This is a genomic window from Burkholderia sp. HI4860, from assembly GCF_002223045.2.
GTDB lineage: Bacteria > Pseudomonadota > Gammaproteobacteria > Burkholderiales > Burkholderiaceae > Burkholderia.
In genome coordinates, this window is sequence record NZ_NKFO02000003.1 from 1468867 (window position 1) to 1490131 (window position 21265).

Genomic DNA, 21265 nt, shown 5'->3' on the forward strand with positions numbered 1-21265 from the left:
TCACTCTCCCGTCCGTTTGACCTGGCTGGCCACGAACTCGTCAAAATCGATGTTCTTCAATTCCGCCCGGCCTTCCGCGTCGAGCGCGACGCTATGTTCGGTCCCGTCCTCGGTCGCGAACTTGATCGGCTCCCCGTGCGGCACGTTGCCGTCGGCGTCGACATAGCGAATCCGCATGTCCGCCTTGCGGCCCTCGGCCTTGAACGTCTTGTGCATGCTCGTCGGCCCGCTGAATGCGTGCTGCCCGCCTTTCACGTCGATCTGGCCCGGTGCGTGGATCTCGATGTTGCCGTCCTTGATCCGGACATACGCGCCGCCCGCCGTCAGCAGGATCTCCTGCTTCGCGACGCCTTCGATCGATGCCGTCGCCGACAACACCTTGATCGCCTTCTGCGCAATCATCTCGACGTTGTCGCTGTGTGCCTGAATCTCGACCGGCCCCTTGCCGGCGAAGAGCTTCATGCCCGCGTTCTGCACGAACAGGCTGAGCTTGTCCTTGACGCTCGCCACCAGCGACTTGCCGCTCGCGAGATGCGTGCTTTGACCGCTGACAAGGTTCACGTGCCGGTCCGCTGCCACGTGCGCGCTCTGCTGCGACGACACGCCGATCCCCGCCGGGCTCGCGAACAGCATCACCGGCTCCTTGAACGCATTCGCGTCACCCGTCCCGCCGCCCGACGTCCTGCCGCCCGACGATGCCCCCGTCACGCTGTTCTTCGTCGCATCGGCGAACTGCTTCAATGCGTCGTGACCGGGGCCGAGGCTTTCGGCCTGATGCATTTCACTGGCCTGCGACATCGCTTCCAGCAGCCCATCTGCATCGGTCAGTTGGTCCCGCGCCTCGCTCGCATCGAGCGGCTGGCTGTTCGCCTGCTTCGGATGCGTCGTGACGTACAGCCCCTGCCCGGCACGCACGGCACCATACGCATCGGTGCGCAAGTCGAACCCCGAGCCGAGATACGCACCCCGCGTGTTGCCGTTCTGCTCGATCAGGTAGCCGAGATGCAATAGCGAATTCGCACTGCTGCTGAACAGGCGTGCACGGTTCTGGCCGGTCGCGTCGTCGAGCACCATCTCGTTGTGCCCCGACCCCGCGTACTCTTTCGACCGGAAGCCCGACAGGATGCCGTCGCTATGCCACTGCGGCTTGGTTGCCCCGTTGTAGACGCGATGCATGACGATCGGCCGGTCGCAGTCTCCGCCGATGTAACCGACCAGCACTTCCTCGCCGACCCGCGGAATATGGACGGCGCCGTAGCCGCCGCCGGTATCCGACTGCACGACACGCATCCAGCACGATGCGGTTTCGGTGCCCCCGTTCTGCCGGTCCCAGACGAACATGACCTTGATGCGGTTCAGCTCGTCCGTATACACCTCTTCGCCCTTCGGCCCGACGACGACGGCCGTCTCGAGCTGCATCACGGGCTTCTTGTGCTCGAACGGGCTGCGATACGGCACCGTCGCACGTTGCGCTTCGACCTCGACGAGATAGAACCCGGCCGAACCGTCGTCATGACCCACTTCGAACGAAACAGCCGAACCGTGACCGGCTTTCGCCTGCGCAAGCCGCGCCTGCAGGCTGTGCGGGAAGTTCGCTTCGTGGTCCGAGATCGGCAGGTTGTTCTCGATGTACCGCGACACCTTCAAGGCCGCAAATTCCCGGTCCTGCGCCGAATCGCGGTCGTGCTCGGGATGGTCCGCCAGCGTGAAGCGCCGCCCCGCGTCGATCCCCCGCACGCCGCCCACGCCGAAGAAGCGTTTCGCGCGCGACTCCCATTCCTCGAGGCGGATCTTCGACAGATGCTCGCCGCGGTCCTGCCCCGCGTACGTGTATGCGCCGGTGTATTCGTAGATCTCCGTCTGGCCCGGCAGATCGCCCTGGCCGGCCTTCGTGGGCAACGTCGTGCCGTTCGGATTGCCGGGCGTCGACGGCGATTTGTAATCGAACGTGCGCGTGGTGTGCTGCGAACTCTGCAAGGTGCGCGACGCGGCCCACTGCGTGAATCCGGTGGCTTCGCTCCCGGCCCCCGAGCGGTCGAACCGGACGATATTCGGCGACACTTCGTCGAGCGCGTGCAGGTCGTCGGTGATGACGAGCGTGTGCGCGCCGCCGTCCTCGGCGTGCCGCCAGAACCCGAACAGCCCTTCGTCTTCCATCAGGCGATGCACGAAGTTCCAGTCGGTTTCGCTCTGGCGACAGTAGGACCGCGACGGCAGCGGCTTCGACAGCGCAAACTGATAGCGCCCCTTGGCCTGTGGATGCGTATCGAACACGTCGGCCAATATCGCGTCGACCGGCTTGTCCTGCCAGTACCGCATGTCGCTGCGGAACTTGAGGAAGTGCATCCACGAGGCAAAGGTAAGCTGGTAGCCCGACAGGCTGCCGTCCGTGCCGAGCCGGCGCGCCGTATGGACGTAGCCGTTGATCGGGAGATACGAACGGTCCACCTGCTGGATCCACAGCGTCATCGGCTGCGCGATCAGCGTCTTGAGCTCGACGTCGCTCGCGGTGGACACGAGATCGAGCGTCACGCTGAAGTCTCGGCCCAGTTCGGAACAGATCACGGCCCGGCACGGCACCAGCGCGTTGTTCGGCAGCGACGGGATGTCTGTCTTCAGCAGGCGATCCTGCTGAATCAGGCCACCGCGAATCGCCTGCGCCAGTTCTGTCATGTTCATGCGTCACTCATCTTCTTGTTTGCCGCGGACCCGCCCGGGTCCGCGCTCTCAGGAAAGAGCCCTTCTCTCACCGCACGACGGCGTCCGGGCACGCGTCACGCGCGCCGCCACCACATCGTCTTCACGACTGCTCGTCCGGCCTCACACCCAGCAACTCACGAATATGCGACAGCGAGCCGTCGTCCTTCACGACGCTCTCGAGCCACTTGTGCAACGGCATGTCGGCCCATTCGGCGGCCTTGTCGGCGAGATACGCGACCGGGCTGTGCGGCTCGGTCTGGCGGAAGTAACGGGCGACCGCGCGCAACTGGTCGACGGCCTGCGCACGGTTCTGGATGCCGGCGATCATCTGCGTCACCGGGGCGCGCGGAACGGGCTGCGGCTGCACGTGAGTCTCCTCCGTCTGGATCGGGTTGCCGAACACCGGCTCGATGCGCTCGGGCTGCGCCTGCTGTGCCGCCTGCGTGTGCGGCGCGCTGCCCGTATAGCCCTGCTCGCGCGCAAAGCGCTCGGCGAGCCGGTACACGGTCTCGAACGCGTCGCGCGCCTGCCGGAAGCTCGGCGCCGAATCGCCCGCGCGCTCGACGAGCCGTTCCTCGAACGCATCGAGCGCGAACTCGAACGCCTTCAGGTTCGCGAGCAACGCGGTGTAGAACGCGATCGACGTCACGCGCCGCGACGAATCGATCTGCTCGATCGACGGCTTGCCGCGCGCGATGTCGTCCGCATGTTCGGGGTCGCGCTTGATGGCCTGCGCGACGTGCTGCGCCACTTCCCAGTCGAGCGTGCTGAACGCGTTCGACGCGCCGTCCGTCATCGGCACCGCGCGCAGCAGCTCGGCCGTGCGGCCGGACAACCACGCGACGTTGCCGAGCCGGTGCTCGGTGTCACCGTCCTCGGGCAACGGGTGCACGGTGTCCCAGAAATCGCGGCACAGGCCCTCGAGCAGCGCATAGCCTTCGGTGAGGCCGGTGATGCCGTCCTCGAGCGCGAGCGCCTCGGTCAGCCACACGGCGAGCCGCAGGTCCTTCGTGCGCGTGCGCAGCAGCTCGCCCGCATGGTCGACCACGAAGCCCCAGTCGGCCTCCTTGATCTCGGTCACCCACTCGCCCTGGTCGAGCGTCGGATCGTCGTAGCGCCGCGCATCCTGGATCGCGTCGAATTCGTTCGAAAACAGCAGGTCGTCGCCGCTGGGCGACGCATCGCTGATCGGCGTCAGCAGCTCGGGGAGATTGATCGGCATGGTTCGGTCAGTTCATCAAATGCTTGCGTTGCTCGGCCGCGCTCATTCGACGGTGTACGTGAATTCGCCGGCCTCGTCCGCGCGCACCGCGATGCGCGCGATGGCCTCGCCGTCGGCGATCCGGCCGAGCACGTGGCCCGCGATCTCCGGCAGCAGCGTGCCGTTCAGGATGTGGTCGACGTTGCGGGCGCCCGAATCGACCTCGGTGCAGCGCGCGAGCACCGCCTCGACGAGCGACTCGTCCCATTCGAACACGGCCTTGTGGTTCGCCTCGATCCGCCGGCGGATCCGCTCGAGCTTCAGCTCGATGATCTCGGCCAGCACGTCGTCGGAAATCGGGTAGTACGGCACGACCTTCATCCGCCCGAGGAACGCGGGCTTGAAGGTCTTGTACAGCTGCGGGCGCAGCGTCTCGGCGAGCGCGTCCGGATCGGGCAGCTCCTCGGCCGGCTTGTTCAGGCACGCCTGCATCACCGCGGATGAACCGACGTTCGACGTCAGGATGATCAGCGTGTTGCGGAAGTCGATCTCGCGGCCTTCCGCATCGTCCATCGCACCCTTGTCGAACACCTGGAAGAACATCTCGAGCACGTCGGGGTGCGCCTTCTCGACCTCGTCGAGCAGAACGACGGAATACGGGTTGCGGCGCACGGCCTCGGTCAGCACGCCACCTTCGCCGTAGCCGACGTAGCCCGGCGGCGAGCCCTTCAGGCCCGACACGCTGTGCGCTTCCTGGTACTCGCTCATGTTGATCGTGACCATCTTGCGCTCGCCGCCGTACAGGATGTCGGCCAGCGCGAGCGCCGTCTCGGTCTTGCCGACGCCCGACGGCCCGACGAACATGAACACGCCGCGCGGCTTGTTCGGATCCTCGAGGCTCGCGGTCGCGGTGCGCACGCGCTGCGCGATCGCTTCCAGCGCGTGGTCCTGGCCGATCACGCGCGCGGCAAGCAGCGGCTGCAGGTTCATCACGGTGTCGATCTCGTCCTTCACCATCCGGCCGAGCGGAATGCCCGTCCACGCGGCGACGATCTCGGCCACCACGTGGCCGTCGACCTGCAGCGGCACCATCGGCTCGCCGCCCTGCAGTGCGTGCAGCGCCGCGACGCGTTCGGCGAGCTTGTCGCGGGTGGCCTGCACGTCGACCGGCTGGCCGTCTTCCGACGGGCCGCGTGCCTTGTCGAGCGCTTCGCGCAGTTCGGTGATCTCGGCGACGATCGCGCGCTCGGCTTCATAGCGCGCCTCGTCCTTCGCCAGTTGTTCGAGCGCCGTGTCGCGCGTGCCGCGCAGCTCGCCGAGCCGCTCGTCGTGCGACGCGCCGCCCGCTGCCTCGCGCTCCAGCGACGCGATCTCCGCGTCGATCCGCTCGATGCGCTTCTTCGTGTCGTCGATCGCCGCCGGCGTCGCGCTGTGCGCGAGTGCGACCTTCGCGCACGCGGTGTCGAGCACGCTGATCGCCTTGTCCGGCAGCTGGCGGCCGCTGATGTAGCGATGCGACAGGCGCACGGCCTCGGTGATCGCATCGTCGAGGATCCGCACGTTGAAGTGCTTCTCCATCAGGCCGGACATCCCGCGCAGCATCGCGGCCGCGAGCGGCTCGCTCGGCTCCTCGACCTTCACGACCTGGAAGCGCCGCGCGAGCGCCGCGTCCTTCTCGAAGTACTTCTTGTATTCGCTCCACGTCGTCGCGGCGATCGTGCGCAGCTCGCCGCGCGCGAGCGCCGGCTTGAGCAGGTTCGCCGCGTCGTTCTGGCCGGCCTGGCCGCCCGCGCCGATGATCGTGTGCGCCTCGTCGATGAACAGGATGATCGGATGCGCGCTCTTCTTCACCTCGTCGATCACGCTCTTCAGGCGGTTCTCGAACTCGCCCTTCACGCTCGCGCCGGCCTGCAGCAGCCCCATGTCGAGCACGTGCAGCGCGACACCGCGCAGCGGCGGCGGCACGTCGTCGGCCGCGATGCGCAGCGCGAGCCCCTCGACGACCGCCGTTTTGCCGACGCCGGCCTCGCCGGTCATGATCGGGTTGTTCTGGCGGCGGCGCATCAGGATGTCGATCGCCTGGCGGATCTCGGCTTCGCGGCCGATCACCGGGTCGATCTTGCCGTCGCGTGCGCGCTGCGTGAGGTTGGTCGTGTACGTGTCGAGCGCGGGCGTCTTCGACGGGCCGGCCGCAGGGGCGAAGCCGTCGGCGGCCGGCGCGACGTCGCTGCCTTCGTCGTCCGCCTGACGCGGTTCGGCTTCGCTCGAGCCGGCCATGATCTCGTCGAACTTGTGCTTCAGGTCCGTCACGTTCATTTCCGCGAACTGCGACGACATCCGCTGCGCGAACTGCGCGAGATCGGGCGCGGTCAGCAGCGCGAGCAGCAGGTGCCCCGAACGGATGCGGCCGAGCTGCGAGTCAAGCGACGCGATCAGCCAGGCCTGTTCGAACAGCGCGATCAGGTGCACGGAAAACACCGGCGTGCGCGTGTTGCCCGTCTTCAGGCGCGTCAGTTCGCGCTCGAGATCGGCGTGCAGCGCGTGCGGATCGACGCGGCTCGCGCGCAGGGCAAGCGGCAGGTCGCCCGTCGCTTCGTCGAGCAACGCGAGGAACAGGTGCTCGAGATCGACCTCGTAGTGGCCGCGCGCCAAGCACGCGCTCGCCGCACGCTCGGTCGCGTGGCGGCACAGCGGGTTCAGTTTCGTGATCAGGGTCTTCAGAGGCGTGCTCATGGCGTCGATCTCAGTCTCAGGTTCGATTGCGTGTTTGTTGTCGTTCGGAATCAGTGAATCACGTGCAGTTCATAGCGCGCGTCGGAGCGGTCCTCTATCGCGTCGCGCGTGCAGAGGAACGCGTCCCAGCCGAGCCGCGAGCCCGCGCCGAGCACGCTCGCGCCGACCTCGGTGCGCTTGAGCACGAGCTTCACCTCGTATTCGAGCGTGACGCCGGCAAGCAGCGTCAGCATCCGCTCCAGTGCGATGGCGTGCGCGCCGCCGGGCAGGAACGCCTCGTAGTCGCGCTTGGACAGCGGGCCGACGACGATCCGCGCGCGCATGTCGCGCTGCCACACCCGTTCGCCGACGAGCGCCGTCGCGCCGAGCACCGCGTTGACTTCGCCGAGCACGCTCAGCTGGTCGGGCGGCACGTCGTACCACTTGCCGACGAACTGGTCGATCTTCACCGGCACGCGGAAATAGTCGGACAGCGTGCGCTGCAGGTAGGCGGCCGACATCGGCCGGTGCCGCGCGGCGAGCGCATAGCCGGCCACGGCCTCGTCGAGCACGCCGCCCACGCCGGCCGCGAGGCTGTCGCGCACCTCGTCGCTCGGCACGCCCGCGATCGCGAGCAGCAGCGGCAGATAGCGCTCGTCACGATCGAGCTCGTAATGGAACGGCAGCCGGTACTTCTTCCACGCGGCATAGAACAGCGCGGTCGCGCGGTTCGAGAACACGTCGAAGAAGGCACGCGCCGCGTGATCGCGCTTCAGGTGCTCGCGCGCGACGATCTGCTCGGTGTAATGCAGCGGCAGCGCGCCCTGCCCGCCGAGCAGCCCGAAGAACGCGGGCGTCAGCTCGACGTGGCCGAGCTCACCGGCCGCGAGCGCGGCGCCGCGCGCCTCGCCCGTGTCGAGGTGGGTGCCGTCGTCATCGAACGAACGCGCGCCTTCGATCTCGCTCGGCGGAAAGCCGAGCGACAACGTATTGCGGAATTCGATGCGCTGCGCGACCACGTCGCCCTGCCGCCACGCGCCGGGCGCGTCCGACGCCTGCCGCGCGAACAGCCCTTCGAGCACGCGCACCGCCTGGAAGAACTCGAAGCGGTGCGGCTCGTCGAGCAGCGCGTCGACTACGCCAGGATCGATTCGCCGGTCCGGGGCTTGCATCGGATGATCTCCTCGCCGGTGCGCTTCGACACCACGACTAGTTGAACGAAACTGTTGAGGTGCACGTACAGCCCGAAGAAGCTGTCGAGCACACGCACGAACGAGGCCAGGCTCGCGCCGACGAAGTGTTCCTCGTCGATCGTCAGGCGGATCTCGATGCCGCGCACGAAGGTCGCGAACGGCTTGCCGGGCAGCCACTGCACGGCGCCGCGCTGCTCGATGCCGGCCAGGCCGTCGATCTGGCGCATCGACACGGCGGTGCGCCGCAGGTCGTACAGCGTCAGCATTTCCTTCAACGGCGCGAGGCCGTGCGCGACCAGCGACACGTGATTGAGCGCGAGATGCGACACGAGCCGCCAGTGCGCGGCGCGGCCGCGCTCGAAGCGCACGCTCTGCGTCGGGCGGCGCAGCAGTGAAATGCCGCTCGTCTGCGCGCCGCCTTCCTGGAACAGGTCGCCGCCTTCGAGCCCGAACGCGAGCATCGCCGGCAGGTCGCGGTTCGTGCAGGTGAGGTCGAGGCTCAGCGTGTCGGTCTGCGGCGACGTCGGCTCGAAATCGATGTCGACGATCGAGATCTCGGTTTCGTAGCCGGGGCTCTTCTGCGCGACCCAGTCGTTGCGGCGCGCGAACCAGTAATGGCCGATCCGCGCCGATTCACCGTGATGCAGCGAGTAGAACGGCCGGAACTCGATCACCGACTCCTCGTGCGCCTGCTGCCTCACGAGCTTCACCGAATCGATCGAATACACCTCGTACGCGAACGCGCGCCGCGCTTCGGCGATCACCGGATAGGAGACCGCGCGGTGCGTGATGCGGATCGGTTCGCCGTGCTGGCGGAACAGGTTGACGATCGGCGTGCAGAACAGCCGGAAGTGGCTCGCGGTCAGCAGTTCGAGCAGCCGCGCGACATGCGAATCGCTGCGCACGTCCTGCAGCACGAGATGCAGCGTCGCGCGCTGGCAGCGGCCGCTCGCGCGCGCGATCGCCGCGATGTCGAAGTCGACGAAATCGAACTTGTCGGGGAACGCGAAGTATTCGGTAAGCAGGCGATACGCGGGATGCGATTTCGCCGGGTAGTCGATCAACGCGTCGTCCTCGTCGAAGCCGGCGTGTGCGATCGGCAGCTTGCGCAGTGCGGTCCAGCGGCCGTTGCGCTCAGGCTCGACATACGCGCCGAGCACGTTGACGAACAGGCAGTCGGTCAGCGCAGCAACGAACGACTGCTCGCCGTGCAGGTGCGCGCGCAGCGTCGGCAGCTTCAGCGCGCCGAGATCGAGCTGCGCGGCGAGCGATTCGAACGTGATCGAGATCACGCCGGTCGCATTCGACGGCAGCACCGTCGCGCTCGGCGCGAGCGCGACCGGCGTATAGCGGGCTTCCGAGATGCGGATCGGCGCGAGCGTCACGTCATAGGCGGTGCGGAACCGGCACTGCACGCCGCGGATCGGGCGGCTCTTCAGCTCGGTGCCGCGATCGATCACGACCGGTTCGGTCTGCTGGCCGGGGGACGCCGGCGTGAACTGCGCGATCGAGCACGACGGGAACGGCCGCAGGTAGTGCGGATACAGCACTTCCAGCAGCGCTTCGGTGAATTCCGGGTAGTCGTCGTCGAGCTTCTTGTTGATGCGCGCGCCGAGCAGCGCGAACGACTCGATCATTCGCTCGACGTGCGGATCCTCGCAATGCTCGCCCGACAGCGCGAGCCGCGCCGCGATCTTCGGATAGCGTTCGGCGAAATCTCGCGAATAGCGCCGCAAAAACGATAATTCGCGCTCGTAATACGGCAGCAATTCTTCCATCGACGACCCCGAACCTCAATATTTCCTGCCGGACCCTGATCCACCACCGGGCGGTCCGGCCCGCTCGGCGGCTTGATTTACTGCATTCTTGCGGCGCGTGCGCGCGTGACCGAATACTGCAGCGTCGAGGGCTGCAGCATCGCGTCGAAACTCACCGGCTCCTCGGCCGGGTGCACGACGAGCAGCGCCTGGATCGCGAAATAAAGCGCGTTGGTGGCCTGCTCGTTCAGCTCGAACGTCACCTGCACCTGCTGCAGGCGCGGCTCGTGGCGCGCGATGGCCTGCTGGATCGACTTGCAGATGAACGCGCGATCGTAGTGACTCGCCAGGCTCAGCCCCGCGAAATCGTTCAGCCCGTAGGTCAGCACCGACTTCTGGCACTCCGGCAGCGCGGCCAGCTCGTTTTCGGTGTGGGCGATACGGGTGTTGAGGATCGCCTCGACGTCGCGGGCGACCGTGTTCTTGAGCTCGTCCAGCGACAATTGCCGCATCGCTGCCGAGGCCGGCAGGTGCGGTTCGTCGTCGAACAGCTTGTCGAGAAAACTGGGTTCGAATCGTTTCATCGGCCGGGATTCACAGCGAAAACGGCAACGGGGACGCCGTGCGCCCCGTTGCCGCAACCGACCTTAGACCGCGTAGGTCTTGTCGTTCTTCGTCAGACTCCAGGCGCCTTGCGTGTTGCCGCCCTGGTTGCCGCCGATCTTCTGCTGGGTTTGCTTCCACTGCACAGCTGCGTACTTCAGCGAGAACGTCTCGAGCGGCAGACCTTCTTCGCGAACGCTCGGGGCGATGCTCGAGATGATCACGTACTTGAGCTTGACTTCCAGATACTGCACGCGCTTGCCTTCACCGTCAGCGCGCGAGAAATGAACCGTCACCTCGTCGAACGTGGTGCCGCCCGAAGCGTGTTGGTACAGCAGCGGGCTCGACGAATCGATTTCCTTCGTGAAGATCATGTCGCCGTGTTCGCAACGCGTCATCGTGTGACCGCCAGCGGTCGATGCGGTTGCCGAACGCGGCTGAACGATCGAGTGATCCCACGATTTCAGCTCGATCCAGCCCTGGTGGTCCTTGTCCGCGGATTCGCCCTTCACCGCGGGACTACCAAACTGCAAGTGCATATGTAACATGGCCCTTCGACTCCCCAAAGAGGTGGTTTTAACGTCCTACCCAGGCGGCCCGCCCGGGCGATTTACTCGCTTATGAATTTGCCGGTTTGGGCAGATCAGCGACAAGTCGCAGAGAAATCGAGAGTTCGTCGAGCTGAAAGTGCGGGCGCAGGAACGCGACCGAACGATACGAGCCCGGCTTGCCCGGAATCTCCGACACTTGTATGGATGCCTCGCGCAGCGGAAATTGCGCTTTCTGTTCCTGCGAGGCGTTGTCGTCGAGCAGGACGTATTGCGAAATCCACCGGTTGAGGAAAGTCTCCACGTTCTGCGCCGATGCGAAGCTGCCGATCTTGTCCCGCATCATCGCCTTCAGGTAGTGCGCGACGCGCGATACCGAGAAGATGTACTGAAGCTGGGCGGACAGGACGGCGTTCGCATTCGCGCTGTCGGTGCTGTATTTCTTGGGCTTCTGCACCGACTGCGCAGCGAAGAACGCGGCGTAATCTGAGTTCTTGCAATGGACGAGCGGGATGAAGCCGAGGTCGCTCAGCTCCTTCTCGCGGCGATCGGTGATCGCGATTTCGGTCGGGCACTTCAGCGCGACTTCACCGTCGTCGGTCTTGAACGTGTGGGTCGGCAGGTCCTCGACGAGGCCGCCGCCTTCGACGCCGCGGATCGCCGCGCACCAGCCGAAGTCGTCGAATGCGGCCGTCAGGCGCGCAGCGAACGCCCACGCGGCGTTGCACCACAGGTACTTGTCGTGGTCGGTGCCGTCGACGTCCTCGACGAAATTGAAGTTCTCCGCGGTCTGGCCGTCCTTCGGATTGAACGGCAGGCGGCCGAGGAAGCGCGGCAGCGTCAGGCCGACGTAGCGCGAATCTTCGGCGTCGCGGAACGACTTCCACTTCGCATATTCGACCGTATCGAACACCTTGCCCAGGTCGCGCGGCTTGCCGAGGTCGGAGAACGACTCGAGGCCGAGCAGCTCGGGCGATGCCGACGCGATGAACGGCGCATGCGCGGCCGCCGCGACGTGCGACATCTGCTCGATGAAGTACATGTCTTCCGGCTGGCGCGAGATCTCGTAATCGCCGATCAGCGCACCGAACGGCGAGCCGCCGAACGTGCCGAATTCCTCTTCGTAGACCTTCTTGAACAGCGCGCTCTGGTCGAACTCGCTCGCGCCCTTGAAATCGCGCACGAGGTCGCGCTTCGGTGCATGCAGCGCCTTGATCTTGATCGTCTGGCCGGTGTTGCTTTCCTTGACCAGATAGTCCATCCCGCGCCACGTGCTTTCGAGGCGCTGGAATTCCGGCGCGTGCATCACTGCGGAAAGCTGCGTGGAAATCAGGCGGTCGAGTTCCGCGACGCGCGCGTCGATCGTGGCCGACAGGTTGTCCGATACGATCACCGTGCCGTCGAGCACCTGGTGCACGAGTTCGCCGATCAGGTCCTTCGCACGCGCATGCTCGGAATCGGATTTCGCGACCTTGCTCTTCTCGACGATGTCGTCGAGCAGCGAAGTCCCGGCGGCGTAGTCCGCGCCGCTCGCTTGGGCCGCAGCCGTTTGCTGGTTCATCTCAACACTCCGTCGTCATTCGCCGTCTTTGTCGCTGCCCGTGCCCTTCGCGAGCTCCTGCAGCTGCTGCGTGTTCTTCAGCACCTCGGACAGCAGATCCTCGAGCTTGTCGTTGCCGGCGAGCTTGTTGCGCAGGTCGGCGAGCTTCGAGCGCGCCTCGAGCAGGCGGCGCAGCGGCTCGACCTGTTCGACGACTTCGTCCGGGCTGAAATCCGACAGCGAACGGAACTTCAGGTCGACCGCGAACTTGCCGCCTTCCGGGCTCAGGCGGTTTTCCACCTGGAACGCGGCACGCGGCTCGATCGCCTTCATCACGTCGTCGAAATTGTCGCGATCGATGTTGACGAATTTGCGGTCGCGCAGCTTCGGCTGCTCGATTTCGGACTGGCCCGCCAGATCGCCGACGACCCCGACGACGAACGGCAGTTCCTTCACCTCGATCGCGTCGCCCTTCTCGACCTCGTAGGTCAATTGGACGCGCGGCGGCCGTATTTTCTGCAAGCTTTTCTGAATGCTTTCTTTCTTGGCCATCTCGACGGCTCCCAGGTTAGTTGTGGTTATCGCGTCAGTTTTGCGGTCAGTTGCGCAGTGCGCCGAACGGGTCCGCGCCGCCCTTCTGCGGCGTGGCGGGCGGCGTCGGCGTGCTGGTCGCCGCTGCTTCGGCCGCCGGTGCAGCGCCGGCCTTCGGACGATGGACGACACGGCGCGGCTGGCGCGGCTTCACGACCTTCGTTTCCGGCGGGAACAGCGCCGATTCGCCCAGCGTATCGCGCAGCTGCTTCGCGAGCGCCTGCGCATCCGACTTCGCGTCACCCGCGAGCGACGAATCCTGGCGCAGCTCGCCGAGCGACTGCGTCGCGATCCGCAGGCCGGCCACAGCCAGCACGCTCTTCGCCTGACGGTCGGTCGCGTCGCGCTGCAGCGCTTCCTGCGCGGCAACGATTGCCTGGCCGTAATGGTTCTGGGCGAACTGGATTTGCGCGATGCGCGACCACGGCTCTTCGCGCGTCGGATCCGACTTCGCGAGCTGCTGGTACAGGCCGAGGGCTTTGTCCTGATCCCCTGCCTTCGCAACTGCATCCGCATCCGCCAGCGACTTGTTGAACACGTCGGCGGTCGGCGGCGCGGGAGGCTGGCTCGCACAACCGGCGATCACGCCGCAAGCCACTACTACCCCAGACAGTTTTGCGAAGAGACGGTCTTTCATCGTTATATCCACCGGCGCGTGAGTTTTAAATCGTTGAGAATCTGGTTCTTTTGCTTTGCAAGAAGCGCGCGGGTATAGTACCGATCAATTTTTCATAATTCAATCGTCGTGTGAAGAGTAATTCCTTTTAAAACCGGGCGCTACCCCCTCCAATGGCCTCTCGCAGCGGGCTCGCAGCGATTTTTCTTTCGGCCGGAACGGGCAAGTTTTACTGGTTTCGCGACGCGCCGCCCGGACGGCGGAAAAAATTTCCGGGCGCCTGCCTCGACGCGGGCGTGCTTAATAGTTGAACAGTGCAATGCCGGGGATACGCAGCGAACGCGGAAATACCCGGCAGATTTGACAGGGATAAAAGGCAGCCCGCCGGAAATACGATGAGATCGTTGATGATTCGCTACGCGCTGCCACTGGTTGCCTGCGCCCTTCTGGCCGGATGCGCGGCCGCCCCGCTGCTCGGCTCGGCCGCGAGCGCCGTGATGTCCGCGGCCGGCATCGGCAAGCCCGAGGTGCCCGACGCGCAGAAGCCGCCGCGCAACCTCGGCATCACCCTCGCCGCCGCGCCGAACCTCAATGCCGCGACCGACCACAAGCCGCTCGCGCTCGTCGTGCGGCTCTATACGCTGAAGGACCCGACGTCGTTCCAGCAGGCGCCGTTCGACGCATTCACGGATCCGACCAAGGAAAAGGCCGCATTGGGCGCGGATCTGCTCAACGTGCGTGAAATCACGCTGATTCCGGGCCAGCGCTATACGGCGACCGAGAAGGTTTCGCGCGAAGCGCAGGCATTCGGCGTCGTCGCGCTGTTCCGCGATCCCGCACTCCAACGATGGAAACTGACGTTCGACCCGGTGAAGTCGGAGAAATCCGGCATAATCATCGGCCTGCATAATTGCGCGATGACGGTCACCGACGGCACTGTCATCGCACCGCAACAGGGTGCGCCTTCACAACCGCTGAATTTGCTTTCTTCGGTCTCCTGCGGTTAAACAATGACGCACGAATGTCAATTAACAAGAGTTAACAATTGGCGATTTAATTCGGGCACGAACAAATCGATTACATCGCAACGCGACATTAACCGGATTTGACATGAGTTATTCGGCCAAGGTGCTGTGGGGGGAAGGGCTGTTCCTCCGGCCTCAACACTTTCAGCGACAGGACGCGTACCACGAAGCGCGCCTGTTCGAATCGATCCAGGCGATCCAGCCGTACAACTGGGGCGTGCGCTCGGTGCGTATCGACCGCGATGCGCTGGGCAGCAACGTGCTGCGGGTGGCCGAGCTTGCGCTCGTGTTCCCGGACGGCGCGCTGTATGCCGCGCCGCAGGCCGACGACCTGCCGCCGCCGATCGCGCTGGACACGCTGCCTGACGGCATCAACGAATTCGTGTTCTATCTCGCGCTGCACCCGCTGCGCGAAAACGGCACCAACTACAGCGACGATCCGGCCGCCGGCTTCATGACGCGCTTCGTCAGCGAGCAGACGAGCGTCGGCGACAACTTCACCGACGCCGCCGAAGCCGACATCACGTTCCTGAAGACGCAGGTCAAGCTGATCGCGCACAGCGAACCGCGCGACCAGCTGCTGTCGGTGCCGCTCGTGCGCGTGCGTCGCACCGCGACGTCCGGTTTCGAGATCGACGACAGCTTCGTGCCGCCGTGCCTCGCGATCGACGCGTCGCCGATCCTGCACCAGCGGCTGCGCCAGCTCGTCGACGCGCTGCAGGCGAAGGTGAACGCGCTGTACGGCTTCCACCGCGAGCCGTCGAAGAACATCATCGAATTCCGCTCGGGCGACATCGCGTCGTTCTGGCTGCTGCACACCGCGAACGCGGCGTTCGCGACGCTCGCGCACCTGCACCAGCACTCGGCGCTGCACCCCGAGCGGCTGTTCCAGGAACTGCTGCGCCTCGCAGGCCAGCTGATGACGTTCTCGAAGGGCTATACGCTGGCTGATTTGCCGGTGTACCGCCATGACGACCCGGGCCCGAGCTTCGCGCGTCTCGACCTGATGCTGCGCGAGCTGCTCGACACCGTGATCTCGACGCGCTACTTCGCGATCACGCTCGACGAGGTGCGCCCGTCGTTCCACCTCGGCCGCCTCGATTCCGGCAAGATCGACGACAAGACCGAGTTCTACCTGGCGGTGTCCGCGGACATGCCGAGCGTCGAGCTCGTCGATGCGGTGCCGGCCCGCTTCAAGGTCGGCGCGCCCGACGACGTCGACAAGCTCGTGCTGTCGGCGATGCCCGGCGTGCGGCTCTCGTACACGCCGCAGGTGCCGCCCGCGATTCCGGTGCGCCCCGGCGCGTGCTACTTCGCGCTCGATTCGCGCAGCCCGCTGTACGAGCGCATGCTGCAGGCCCAGTCCGCGATGATCTATGCGCCGACTGGCATCAATGACCTGAAATTCGAACTGATCGCGGTCACATCATGAGCTACGCGCCTTCCCTGTTCGGCGACAACGCGCCGGCACCCCTGCATACGCCGGCGTCGACGGACGCCTCGTTCCAGGCCCGTTCGCTGCTCGACCTGCTGTACGACGGGTTCTTCATGCTGTTCCTGCTCAAGAACGGGCGGGAGCCGGAGAGCGCGGGCGAGTTCAGCACGCGCATCCAGGAATTCCTGGCGGACTTCGAGCGCGGCGCGAAAAAGCTGAATATCGCCGCTGAAGACGTGTACGGCGCGAAGTTCGCGTTCTGCGCGGCGATCGACGAGATGGTGCTGTCGTCGCAGTTCAAGATCCGCACGGAGTGGGAGCGCCGGCCGCTGCAGCTCGTGCTGTTCGGCGAGCAGCTCGCGGGCGAGAAGTTCTTCCAGTATCTCGAGGATTGCCGCGCGCAGGGTGCGGCGCGGCTGCAGTCGCTCGAGGTGTTTCATATGTGCCTGCTGCTCGGGTTCCAGGGGAAGTATCTGCTCGAGGGGCCGGAGAAGCTGGCTTATCTCACCGCGCGGCTGGGCGACGAGATCGCGCATATGAAGGGCAAGCGGGCCGCGTTTGCGCCGCATTGGCCGCTGCCGGATCAGATCGCGCATCGACTCAAGCGTGAAGTGCCGGTTTGGGCGATTGGGGCGGTTTTCGCGCTGGTTGCGCTGCTTGGGTATCTCGGGCTGAATACGTATCTGAAGGACAAGACGCTGCAGGCGTTGGCGCCTTATTCCCAAGTCATCAAGGTCGGGCCGGAGTCGGCTAATTTGACGATTTCGTTGCCTTGAGGAGCGGGGTTTCGCTCCGGCGCCGATGCTTCATGAAAAAAGGACCGCTTGGCGGTCCTTTTTTGCTTGTGACGCGCTCGCTGCGTGACGTCAGAACAGGATGAATGTGTCGTTTTCGATGTAGAACACGAACGCGTCAAACAGCTGGGCGAGCGTCGGTTCATCGATCTGATCGTGCGCGTTGATCACGATGTCCTCGATCGTCGCGCTATCCAGCGCCACGTGCCAGCCGGGCTGCCGGGCAATGGCCGGCACTGCATCGTCTCCGGCGTCTTTGGTGTCTTCGGAGAATGCCCCCTCCGTGTCGAGCGTCCATGGCGTCGGCGGGAGATAGAGCCATCCGGAGAAATCGCCCGGGCGTTCGAGAATGTGTTTCAGCGACACGACGGTCGCGGCGGTGGTCGACATGGGTATTGCGGTTGTATCGAAGTGAATGCGGCATGGCCGCCACAAGATCGCAGCGGCCGCGCGTGATTATGCCAATTCCACGCCAGCGTGATTGGCAAGTTGTCGTCGCAGGTCGATCTGCTGGTTACTGGATGGCGGGTCGTGATCTGCGAGACCGACGATATGCACGCCGTCTTCGGACGTGCCAGTCACGACGTCCGCAACGAATCCGGTGTCCATTTCGCTCGGCTCCTGACGGACGTTGTGCGCACTCGATGTAACAGGTTCCAGGCCGAATTCCGGCGAATTCAAACCCGCTATGTCGGTTTCCCGAAATACACGATATCGAATGCTTCGATCCAGCCCGACCATTCAACGGGTAGCGCGTCACGCCACATCCGGTTCGTGTCGATGCGACTATCGGACGCGAACAGAACCACGTCCCGCATCGAAGCGACGTCGATGGTCAACACGATCAGATTGCCAGCCCGCCCGGTAAACGCGGCACGCCGGCAGGTTCCGGGATCTTCGACATCATCGAAGAACACCACGCCGGACGCAGCGAGGTCAGCCTCTCGGCAACGCATGTATCCCCAGTCCGCAATCCGCAGCGGGTGTGCCTGAAATGCAGCGGCAAGTGAGGGGTACTGAACCGTCGTCACGATCGGGATTACCTCGATCCGCTCAGGATCGTGGAAAGCTGACGCTGCGTGCCTGCCGGGTCGAGCCGGTAACGCGGTCCTGTTCAGATATTCGTCAAAGCATTTTTCGCAGACAGGGACAAGCCCGCCAAAGACAGTCGCATGCGCTTCTTCGAAATCCCGGCCAAATGGTGTGTCACCAGGCTCGGGCAACCCGGACTGCTTCGCAATATCCGCCGAAACGAAGTACGAGATGTCGGGGAGCCCATCTCCAAGCCAGTCGATGTCATAGCGGAACGTCTGCAATCGCCCCGCGTCTTTTTTTATATCGGCCGCGATATCACCTGAAACATGCACCACGCCGGAAGCGCGGTGCGTTTTACACAATATCCTGCCCATGTCTCGTCCTATTGATGCCGCTCGTTCGCAAGTAACCATTTGATGGCTCCCCGGACGCAAGGCAACCTCGCTAACCGCAAGGGCCGCAACTGCGGCTCTTGCGGTTACTGAAGCCAATCCATAGCAAGCTTCAGAATTTCCTGCAAATTACCAGGACCGCCGGACCGATGAACTCCGTTTCAGTGGCACTTGTGCTGATCCATTCCTCATCATCACGCTCAATGTTGATATCGGTCGGTATCCTGACTGAAGCACCATTTATCTTGCCCCTCGAGCCCGCACAGCAGACGGCCGGGCGAGCGGGGCTAACTTTCTCTTTCTGGCCGCTTCGCAGCCCCAGACTTCGCAAATTGCCAGCGCATATTTACCCCCGCCCCCTCCTCACCCTCGCCCCGCAGGGGCGCTGACCTTTACGACTGACCATCCTCTTCCGACTCCGCATCGATGGTCGCCAACAACTCGGCCGCCGCGCCTCGATCCAGCGTCGCCGGGTGCGTCTCCATCAATCATATCGCCTGCGAGATCTCTATCTCTTCCGATCTCGGATGACCACATACATCAAGGGCCGCGACAGCGGCCCTTGATGTATCGCTCGCCTGTTCCGGGCTCTTTCGTCCGAATTTTCCCTCATCACTGGACCATCCACACGTCTTCGTACCCTTGATCATCAATGATGAACTTTGATCCTGGCGGAAGTCGCAAATATTTCAATACGGAAGGGAGCAGTTCCGACAGGTGCTCTGCATGCACAGGCTGATAAAAATCATCCCCGTCAGAGTATTCGCCGCAGTGAAAGAACCAACTGATGTTCCCTCCTTCCGACAATACTATCCGTGTCCCATACACTGGCATTTTCTCCAGCGTCGAGATTGCGACAGCAACCATCTCCTCGGAGGCCGCCTCTGGAAGAGCCAGCCGTTTGCATGTGTCTTGCTGAAGCTTGAGCAAGTCCTGCGAATTCCACTGTTCCATTATCAAAGTCCTAACTTACCTTTCATGCATTTCGAGAAGAGTATGCATGGCCCCTTGCCTAAGGCGACGCCCAGGAAACCTGAACCTCATTAGCAATTATCGTTAGTAACGGATCATCGGTCCAGGCCGATATAAAGCCAAATTTCCTGTACCCATCGACTGGCTCCTCAGCCGCTTCACATGTAGCAACAAGATAACCTCCCCCCTTGCTCTCTGCCAAATGAGACAAATCTTGTCCTTCTGGAGAAATTGCTCTCATGCCGAGAACAGCGTGGAAGACAACTTCAAACACCCTATCATTGGCCTGCACAAGCACCGACAGATGCGCATCTCGATAAGAAAAGGACTTAATCCGTGCATCCGCGACACAAAGACCACTACTTTTCGTTTATCAACTTCCCGGGAAATTCGACACCTCCCACACCACATCCCCCATACTCATCCGTGAGAAGCTGCGGCGTGACGATCTGGCCACCGTGGTAGTCCGGGTTCGGCACATGCTGGAAAACAATAAGGGCCGCTTACGCGACCCCATCAACTCTAAACGTTGATTGCGTGCAACACAATTATCGATTACGAACCGATATATTTATACCGCAATCCTAGGCTCCCACCCTTATCGAATAATTCGACATGTAAAATCGGCTCAGCCGCCTTCCCATCAACCCAAATAACGCACTCCACACCCCAGGTTTTGGCGTCGTTCATTTCATAGACATCGATGTATGGCCTAGACCCGATCTTACCGGAAAATGCCACATCCGCAGGAGCAGGGCTGATGTCAAGTTTCCGCCCGAAATAGTCACCCAGACATTCGACCATTTCGTCCAATACGGGCGCAGTCACGCCAAATTTTTCCTGCAACGCCATCGCGTCCATAGAATTCACTGAAATCATAAATTCCGATATAACAGCGTAAACCTTTCCCTCAAACTCTTTATCCATTTCATCATCCTCGCTTTGATGGAGTTACCGTGCGACTTCCCGCACTAGCCCCAATTCCGGAGAAATAACTCCTAGCCTTAAGTACCGCGCATTTCGCAGCCTTCGGACTCAACCCAGCCGCTTTAAGTGAATTGTATGCCACAACGGTCTCACTACCCAGTGTTCCAGCCGCCGACGCATTATCCTGCGTACGGTTCGCCATATAATGCGGTGTTCCGCGTGTCGTACCATCCTCATTTCTACCTTGCAAGCTGATTGCCGGCGCAGCATTGTAGTTATAGTCTGGCAATTTATTTACCGCAGCATCTTGGTAAATGTGGTGTGAATCTTGTAGACCGTCAATTTTCTTCAGATCACCGTGCCTTCCAGTTACAACACCTTCGTCAGCGAGAATTTTCTCGCAATCGTCCGCACAGGGGCATCTCGCAAGCCCAAGTGGATCGATCCAGCTAACTGGATTCGGCGCGTACTGATACACGTTGATGCCGCCGGCGAGCCCGATCGGGTCTTTCGATACGAACCGCCCACTATTCGGATCGTAGTACCGATACCGGTTATAAGCGAGCCCCGACTCCTCATCAGCCTGCTGCCCCTGAAACCGCAGCGAATTCCGCGCCACGATCCCCGCCGCCTTCGAGGCCCGCGCGATCACCTCCCGCGCTTCTCCCCACGCCTTATAACGACGCCGCCCTCATCACGTCGCCGTCATCACCCGTCCGCAATTATGGTGTACCGATCAGGTTTTCGAGTGCCTTAGGATCGGTCCTGGTTACCTCACCAGAAACCGTTGTCAGATACTGCTCGACCTTCGATTGAATCATAAACTACAGCCGGCTCATCTAATCAAGTGCAATCGAGGTACTCGTACCAGAGAATATAGCCAACAGCCATGCTTTCAACCCCTCAAGGTCCTTCGCTGCTTGTACATCGATCTGTATCGACGACAAATCTTCTCTCCACTTGGCATCATCTTCAAGTTCGATGCTCAACTTGCCGGCATTGAGTGTAACGGACTTGACCCCCCCATATCCTGCGACCCCGTCGGCACAAACCTCTATGTAATACGTATCTTGGCCCAACTTCCGGTCTTGCTCGTCGAATTCAGTCCCGCGCTGCAAGATAACGTAGTCGTGCGGCTCATTTCCGCGATCAACCATCCCCAGAACATGAACCCCATCCTCGTACGTATAGGACACATCATTTGCGACAAATTCAAATTTCATT

Annotated in this window: 20 protein-coding genes; 3 read left to right on the forward strand and 17 right to left on the reverse strand. The window is 63.2% G+C overall.

Features of this window, described 5'->3' with window-relative positions; genetic code table 11:
• The 10 genes from CFB34_RS22085 to CFB34_RS22130 all read right to left on the reverse strand — a co-directional run bounded on the left by CFB34_RS22085 (nt 1) and on the right by CFB34_RS22130 (nt 13482).
• Nucleotides 1-2679 (reverse strand): type VI secretion system Vgr family protein, encoded by a 2679-nt coding sequence (locus CFB34_RS22085; protein WP_089439101.1) that lies wholly within the window; start codon nt 2677-2679, stop codon nt 1-3.
• 121 nt (nt 2680-2800) lie between these two features.
• Nucleotides 2801-3922, reverse strand: a complete 1122-nt coding sequence (tssA, locus tag CFB34_RS22090) for a type VI secretion system protein TssA (protein ID WP_089439100.1) — start codon at nt 3920-3922, stop codon at nt 2801-2803.
• Between the two features lie 42 nt (nt 3923-3964).
• Nucleotides 3965-6634, reverse strand: coding sequence for a type VI secretion system ATPase TssH (tssH, locus tag CFB34_RS22095; protein WP_089439099.1), 2670 nt, complete (start codon nt 6632-6634; stop codon nt 3965-3967).
• Between the two features lie 50 nt (nt 6635-6684).
• A complete protein-coding gene (gene tssG, locus CFB34_RS22100) occupies nt 6685-7785 on the reverse strand; it encodes a type VI secretion system baseplate subunit TssG (RefSeq protein ID WP_071335506.1) in 1101 nt (366 codons plus the stop codon).
• The gene (gene tssF, locus CFB34_RS22105; RefSeq protein WP_089424357.1) at nt 7749-9584 is read right to left on the reverse strand and encodes a type VI secretion system baseplate subunit TssF; all 1836 of its coding nucleotides are present in this window, start codon (nt 9582-9584) and stop codon (nt 7749-7751) included. Before tssF ends, tssG begins: the two co-directional genes overlap by 37 nt.
• A gap of 77 nt (nt 9585-9661) precedes the next feature.
• Nucleotides 9662-10147 (reverse strand): type VI secretion system baseplate subunit TssE, encoded by a 486-nt coding sequence (gene tssE / locus CFB34_RS22110; RefSeq protein WP_006477092.1) that lies wholly within the window; start codon nt 10145-10147, stop codon nt 9662-9664.
• Between the two features lie 63 nt (nt 10148-10210).
• Nucleotides 10211-10714, reverse strand: a complete 504-nt coding sequence (locus CFB34_RS22115) for a type VI secretion system tube protein Hcp (RefSeq protein ID WP_006477093.1) — start codon at nt 10712-10714, stop codon at nt 10211-10213.
• A 70-nt stretch (nt 10715-10784) separates the two neighbouring features.
• Nucleotides 10785-12275, reverse strand: a complete 1491-nt coding sequence (gene tssC, locus CFB34_RS22120; protein WP_011350759.1) for a type VI secretion system contractile sheath large subunit — start codon at nt 12273-12275, stop codon at nt 10785-10787.
• Between the two features lie 15 nt (nt 12276-12290).
• Complete coding sequence (tssB, locus tag CFB34_RS22125; protein ID WP_027783377.1) at nt 12291-12806, reverse strand: type VI secretion system contractile sheath small subunit; 516 nt, start codon at nt 12804-12806, stop codon at nt 12291-12293.
• A gap of 46 nt (nt 12807-12852) precedes the next feature.
• Complete coding sequence (locus tag CFB34_RS22130) at nt 12853-13482, reverse strand: tetratricopeptide repeat protein (RefSeq protein ID WP_089439098.1); 630 nt, start codon at nt 13480-13482, stop codon at nt 12853-12855.
• A gap of 374 nt (nt 13483-13856) precedes the next feature.
• Between CFB34_RS22130 and tssJ the strand changes: the two genes are divergently transcribed.
• The 3 genes from tssJ to icmH all read left to right on the forward strand — a co-directional run bounded on the left by tssJ (nt 13857) and on the right by icmH (nt 16697).
• A complete protein-coding gene (gene tssJ / locus CFB34_RS22135; protein WP_089439097.1) occupies nt 13857-14468 on the forward strand; it encodes a type VI secretion system lipoprotein TssJ in 612 nt (203 codons plus the stop codon).
• 103 nt (nt 14469-14571) lie between these two features.
• The gene (gene tssK / locus CFB34_RS22140) at nt 14572-15918 is read left to right on the forward strand and encodes a type VI secretion system baseplate subunit TssK (RefSeq protein WP_039352024.1); all 1347 of its coding nucleotides are present in this window, start codon (nt 14572-14574) and stop codon (nt 15916-15918) included.
• Complete coding sequence (gene icmH / locus CFB34_RS22145; RefSeq protein ID WP_089439096.1) at nt 15915-16697, forward strand: type IVB secretion system protein IcmH/DotU; 783 nt, start codon at nt 15915-15917, stop codon at nt 16695-16697. The genes tssK and icmH overlap by 4 nt, the downstream gene beginning before the upstream one ends.
• A gap of 90 nt (nt 16698-16787) precedes the next feature.
• Here icmH and CFB34_RS22150 read toward each other — a convergent pair whose 3' ends face one another.
• The 7 genes from CFB34_RS22150 to CFB34_RS22180 form a co-directional block, all read right to left on the reverse strand.
• Nucleotides 16788-17105 (reverse strand): hypothetical protein, encoded by a 318-nt coding sequence (locus CFB34_RS22150; RefSeq protein ID WP_089439095.1) that lies wholly within the window; start codon nt 17103-17105, stop codon nt 16788-16790.
• Nucleotides 17106-17171: 66 nt separating this feature from the next.
• Complete coding sequence (locus tag CFB34_RS22155) at nt 17172-17324, reverse strand: hypothetical protein (RefSeq protein WP_157644956.1); 153 nt, start codon at nt 17322-17324, stop codon at nt 17172-17174.
• A 77-nt stretch (nt 17325-17401) separates the two neighbouring features.
• Complete coding sequence (locus tag CFB34_RS22160) at nt 17402-18124, reverse strand: hypothetical protein (protein WP_242808693.1); 723 nt, start codon at nt 18122-18124, stop codon at nt 17402-17404.
• A gap of 630 nt (nt 18125-18754) precedes the next feature.
• Nucleotides 18755-19096, reverse strand: coding sequence for a hypothetical protein (locus CFB34_RS22165; protein ID WP_039352014.1), 342 nt, complete (start codon nt 19094-19096; stop codon nt 18755-18757).
• 573 nt (nt 19097-19669) lie between these two features.
• A complete protein-coding gene (locus tag CFB34_RS22170) occupies nt 19670-20041 on the reverse strand; it encodes a hypothetical protein (protein ID WP_089439094.1) in 372 nt (123 codons plus the stop codon).
• 4 nt (nt 20042-20045) lie between these two features.
• Nucleotides 20046-20693 (reverse strand): RHS repeat-associated core domain-containing protein, encoded by a 648-nt coding sequence (locus tag CFB34_RS22175; protein ID WP_315855625.1) that lies wholly within the window; start codon nt 20691-20693, stop codon nt 20046-20048.
• A 187-nt stretch (nt 20694-20880) separates the two neighbouring features.
• The gene (locus CFB34_RS22180; RefSeq protein ID WP_039352006.1) at nt 20881-21264 is read right to left on the reverse strand and encodes an Imm10 family immunity protein; all 384 of its coding nucleotides are present in this window, start codon (nt 21262-21264) and stop codon (nt 20881-20883) included.
• Nucleotide 21265 lies beyond the last annotated feature (1 nt).

Bases quoted from the DNA above. Each gene is read 5' to 3' on its own strand.
- CFB34_RS22170 (WP_089439094.1), bottom strand. From the start codon at position 20,041: ATGGATAAAGAGTTTGAGGGAAAGGTTTACGCTGTTATATCGGAATTT.
- tssF (WP_089424357.1), bottom strand. From the start codon at position 9,584: ATGGAAGAATTGCTGCCGTATTACGAGCGCGAATTATCGTTTTTGCGG.
- CFB34_RS22085 (WP_089439101.1), bottom strand. From the start codon at position 2,679: ATGAACATGACAGAACTGGCGCAGGCGATTCGCGGTGGCCTGATTCAG.
- tssE (WP_006477092.1), bottom strand. From the start codon at position 10,147: ATGAAACGATTCGAACCCAGTTTTCTCGACAAGCTGTTCGACGACGAA.
- icmH (WP_089439096.1), top strand. From the start codon at position 15,915: ATGAGCTACGCGCCTTCCCTGTTCGGCGACAACGCGCCGGCACCCCTG.
- tssK (WP_039352024.1), top strand. From the start codon at position 14,572: ATGAGTTATTCGGCCAAGGTGCTGTGGGGGGAAGGGCTGTTCCTCCGG.
- tssA (WP_089439100.1), bottom strand. From the start codon at position 3,922: ATGCCGATCAATCTCCCCGAGCTGCTGACGCCGATCAGCGATGCGTCG.
- tssG (WP_071335506.1), bottom strand. From the start codon at position 7,785: ATGCAAGCCCCGGACCGGCGAATCGATCCTGGCGTAGTCGACGCGCTG.
- CFB34_RS22180 (WP_039352006.1), bottom strand. From the start codon at position 21,264: ATGAAATTTGAATTTGTCGCAAATGATGTGTCCTATACGTACGAGGAT.
- tssC (WP_011350759.1), bottom strand. From the start codon at position 12,275: ATGAACCAGCAAACGGCTGCGGCCCAAGCGAGCGGCGCGGACTACGCC.
- CFB34_RS22160 (WP_242808693.1), bottom strand. From the start codon at position 18,124: ATGGGCAGGATATTGTGTAAAACGCACCGCGCTTCCGGCGTGGTGCAT.
- tssJ (WP_089439097.1), top strand. From the start codon at position 13,857: ATGAGATCGTTGATGATTCGCTACGCGCTGCCACTGGTTGCCTGCGCC.
- CFB34_RS22130 (WP_089439098.1), bottom strand. From the start codon at position 13,482: ATGAAAGACCGTCTCTTCGCAAAACTGTCTGGGGTAGTAGTGGCTTGC.
- tssH (WP_089439099.1), bottom strand. From the start codon at position 6,634: ATGAGCACGCCTCTGAAGACCCTGATCACGAAACTGAACCCGCTGTGC.
- CFB34_RS22150 (WP_089439095.1), bottom strand. From the start codon at position 17,105: ATGTCGACCACCGCCGCGACCGTCGTGTCGCTGAAACACATTCTCGAA.
- tssB (WP_027783377.1), bottom strand. From the start codon at position 12,806: ATGGCCAAGAAAGAAAGCATTCAGAAAAGCTTGCAGAAAATACGGCCG.
- CFB34_RS22115 (WP_006477093.1), bottom strand. From the start codon at position 10,714: ATGTTACATATGCACTTGCAGTTTGGTAGTCCCGCGGTGAAGGGCGAA.
- CFB34_RS22155 (WP_157644956.1), bottom strand. From the start codon at position 17,324: ATGGACACCGGATTCGTTGCGGACGTCGTGACTGGCACGTCCGAAGAC.
- CFB34_RS22165 (WP_039352014.1), bottom strand. From the start codon at position 19,096: ATGGAACAGTGGAATTCGCAGGACTTGCTCAAGCTTCAGCAAGACACA.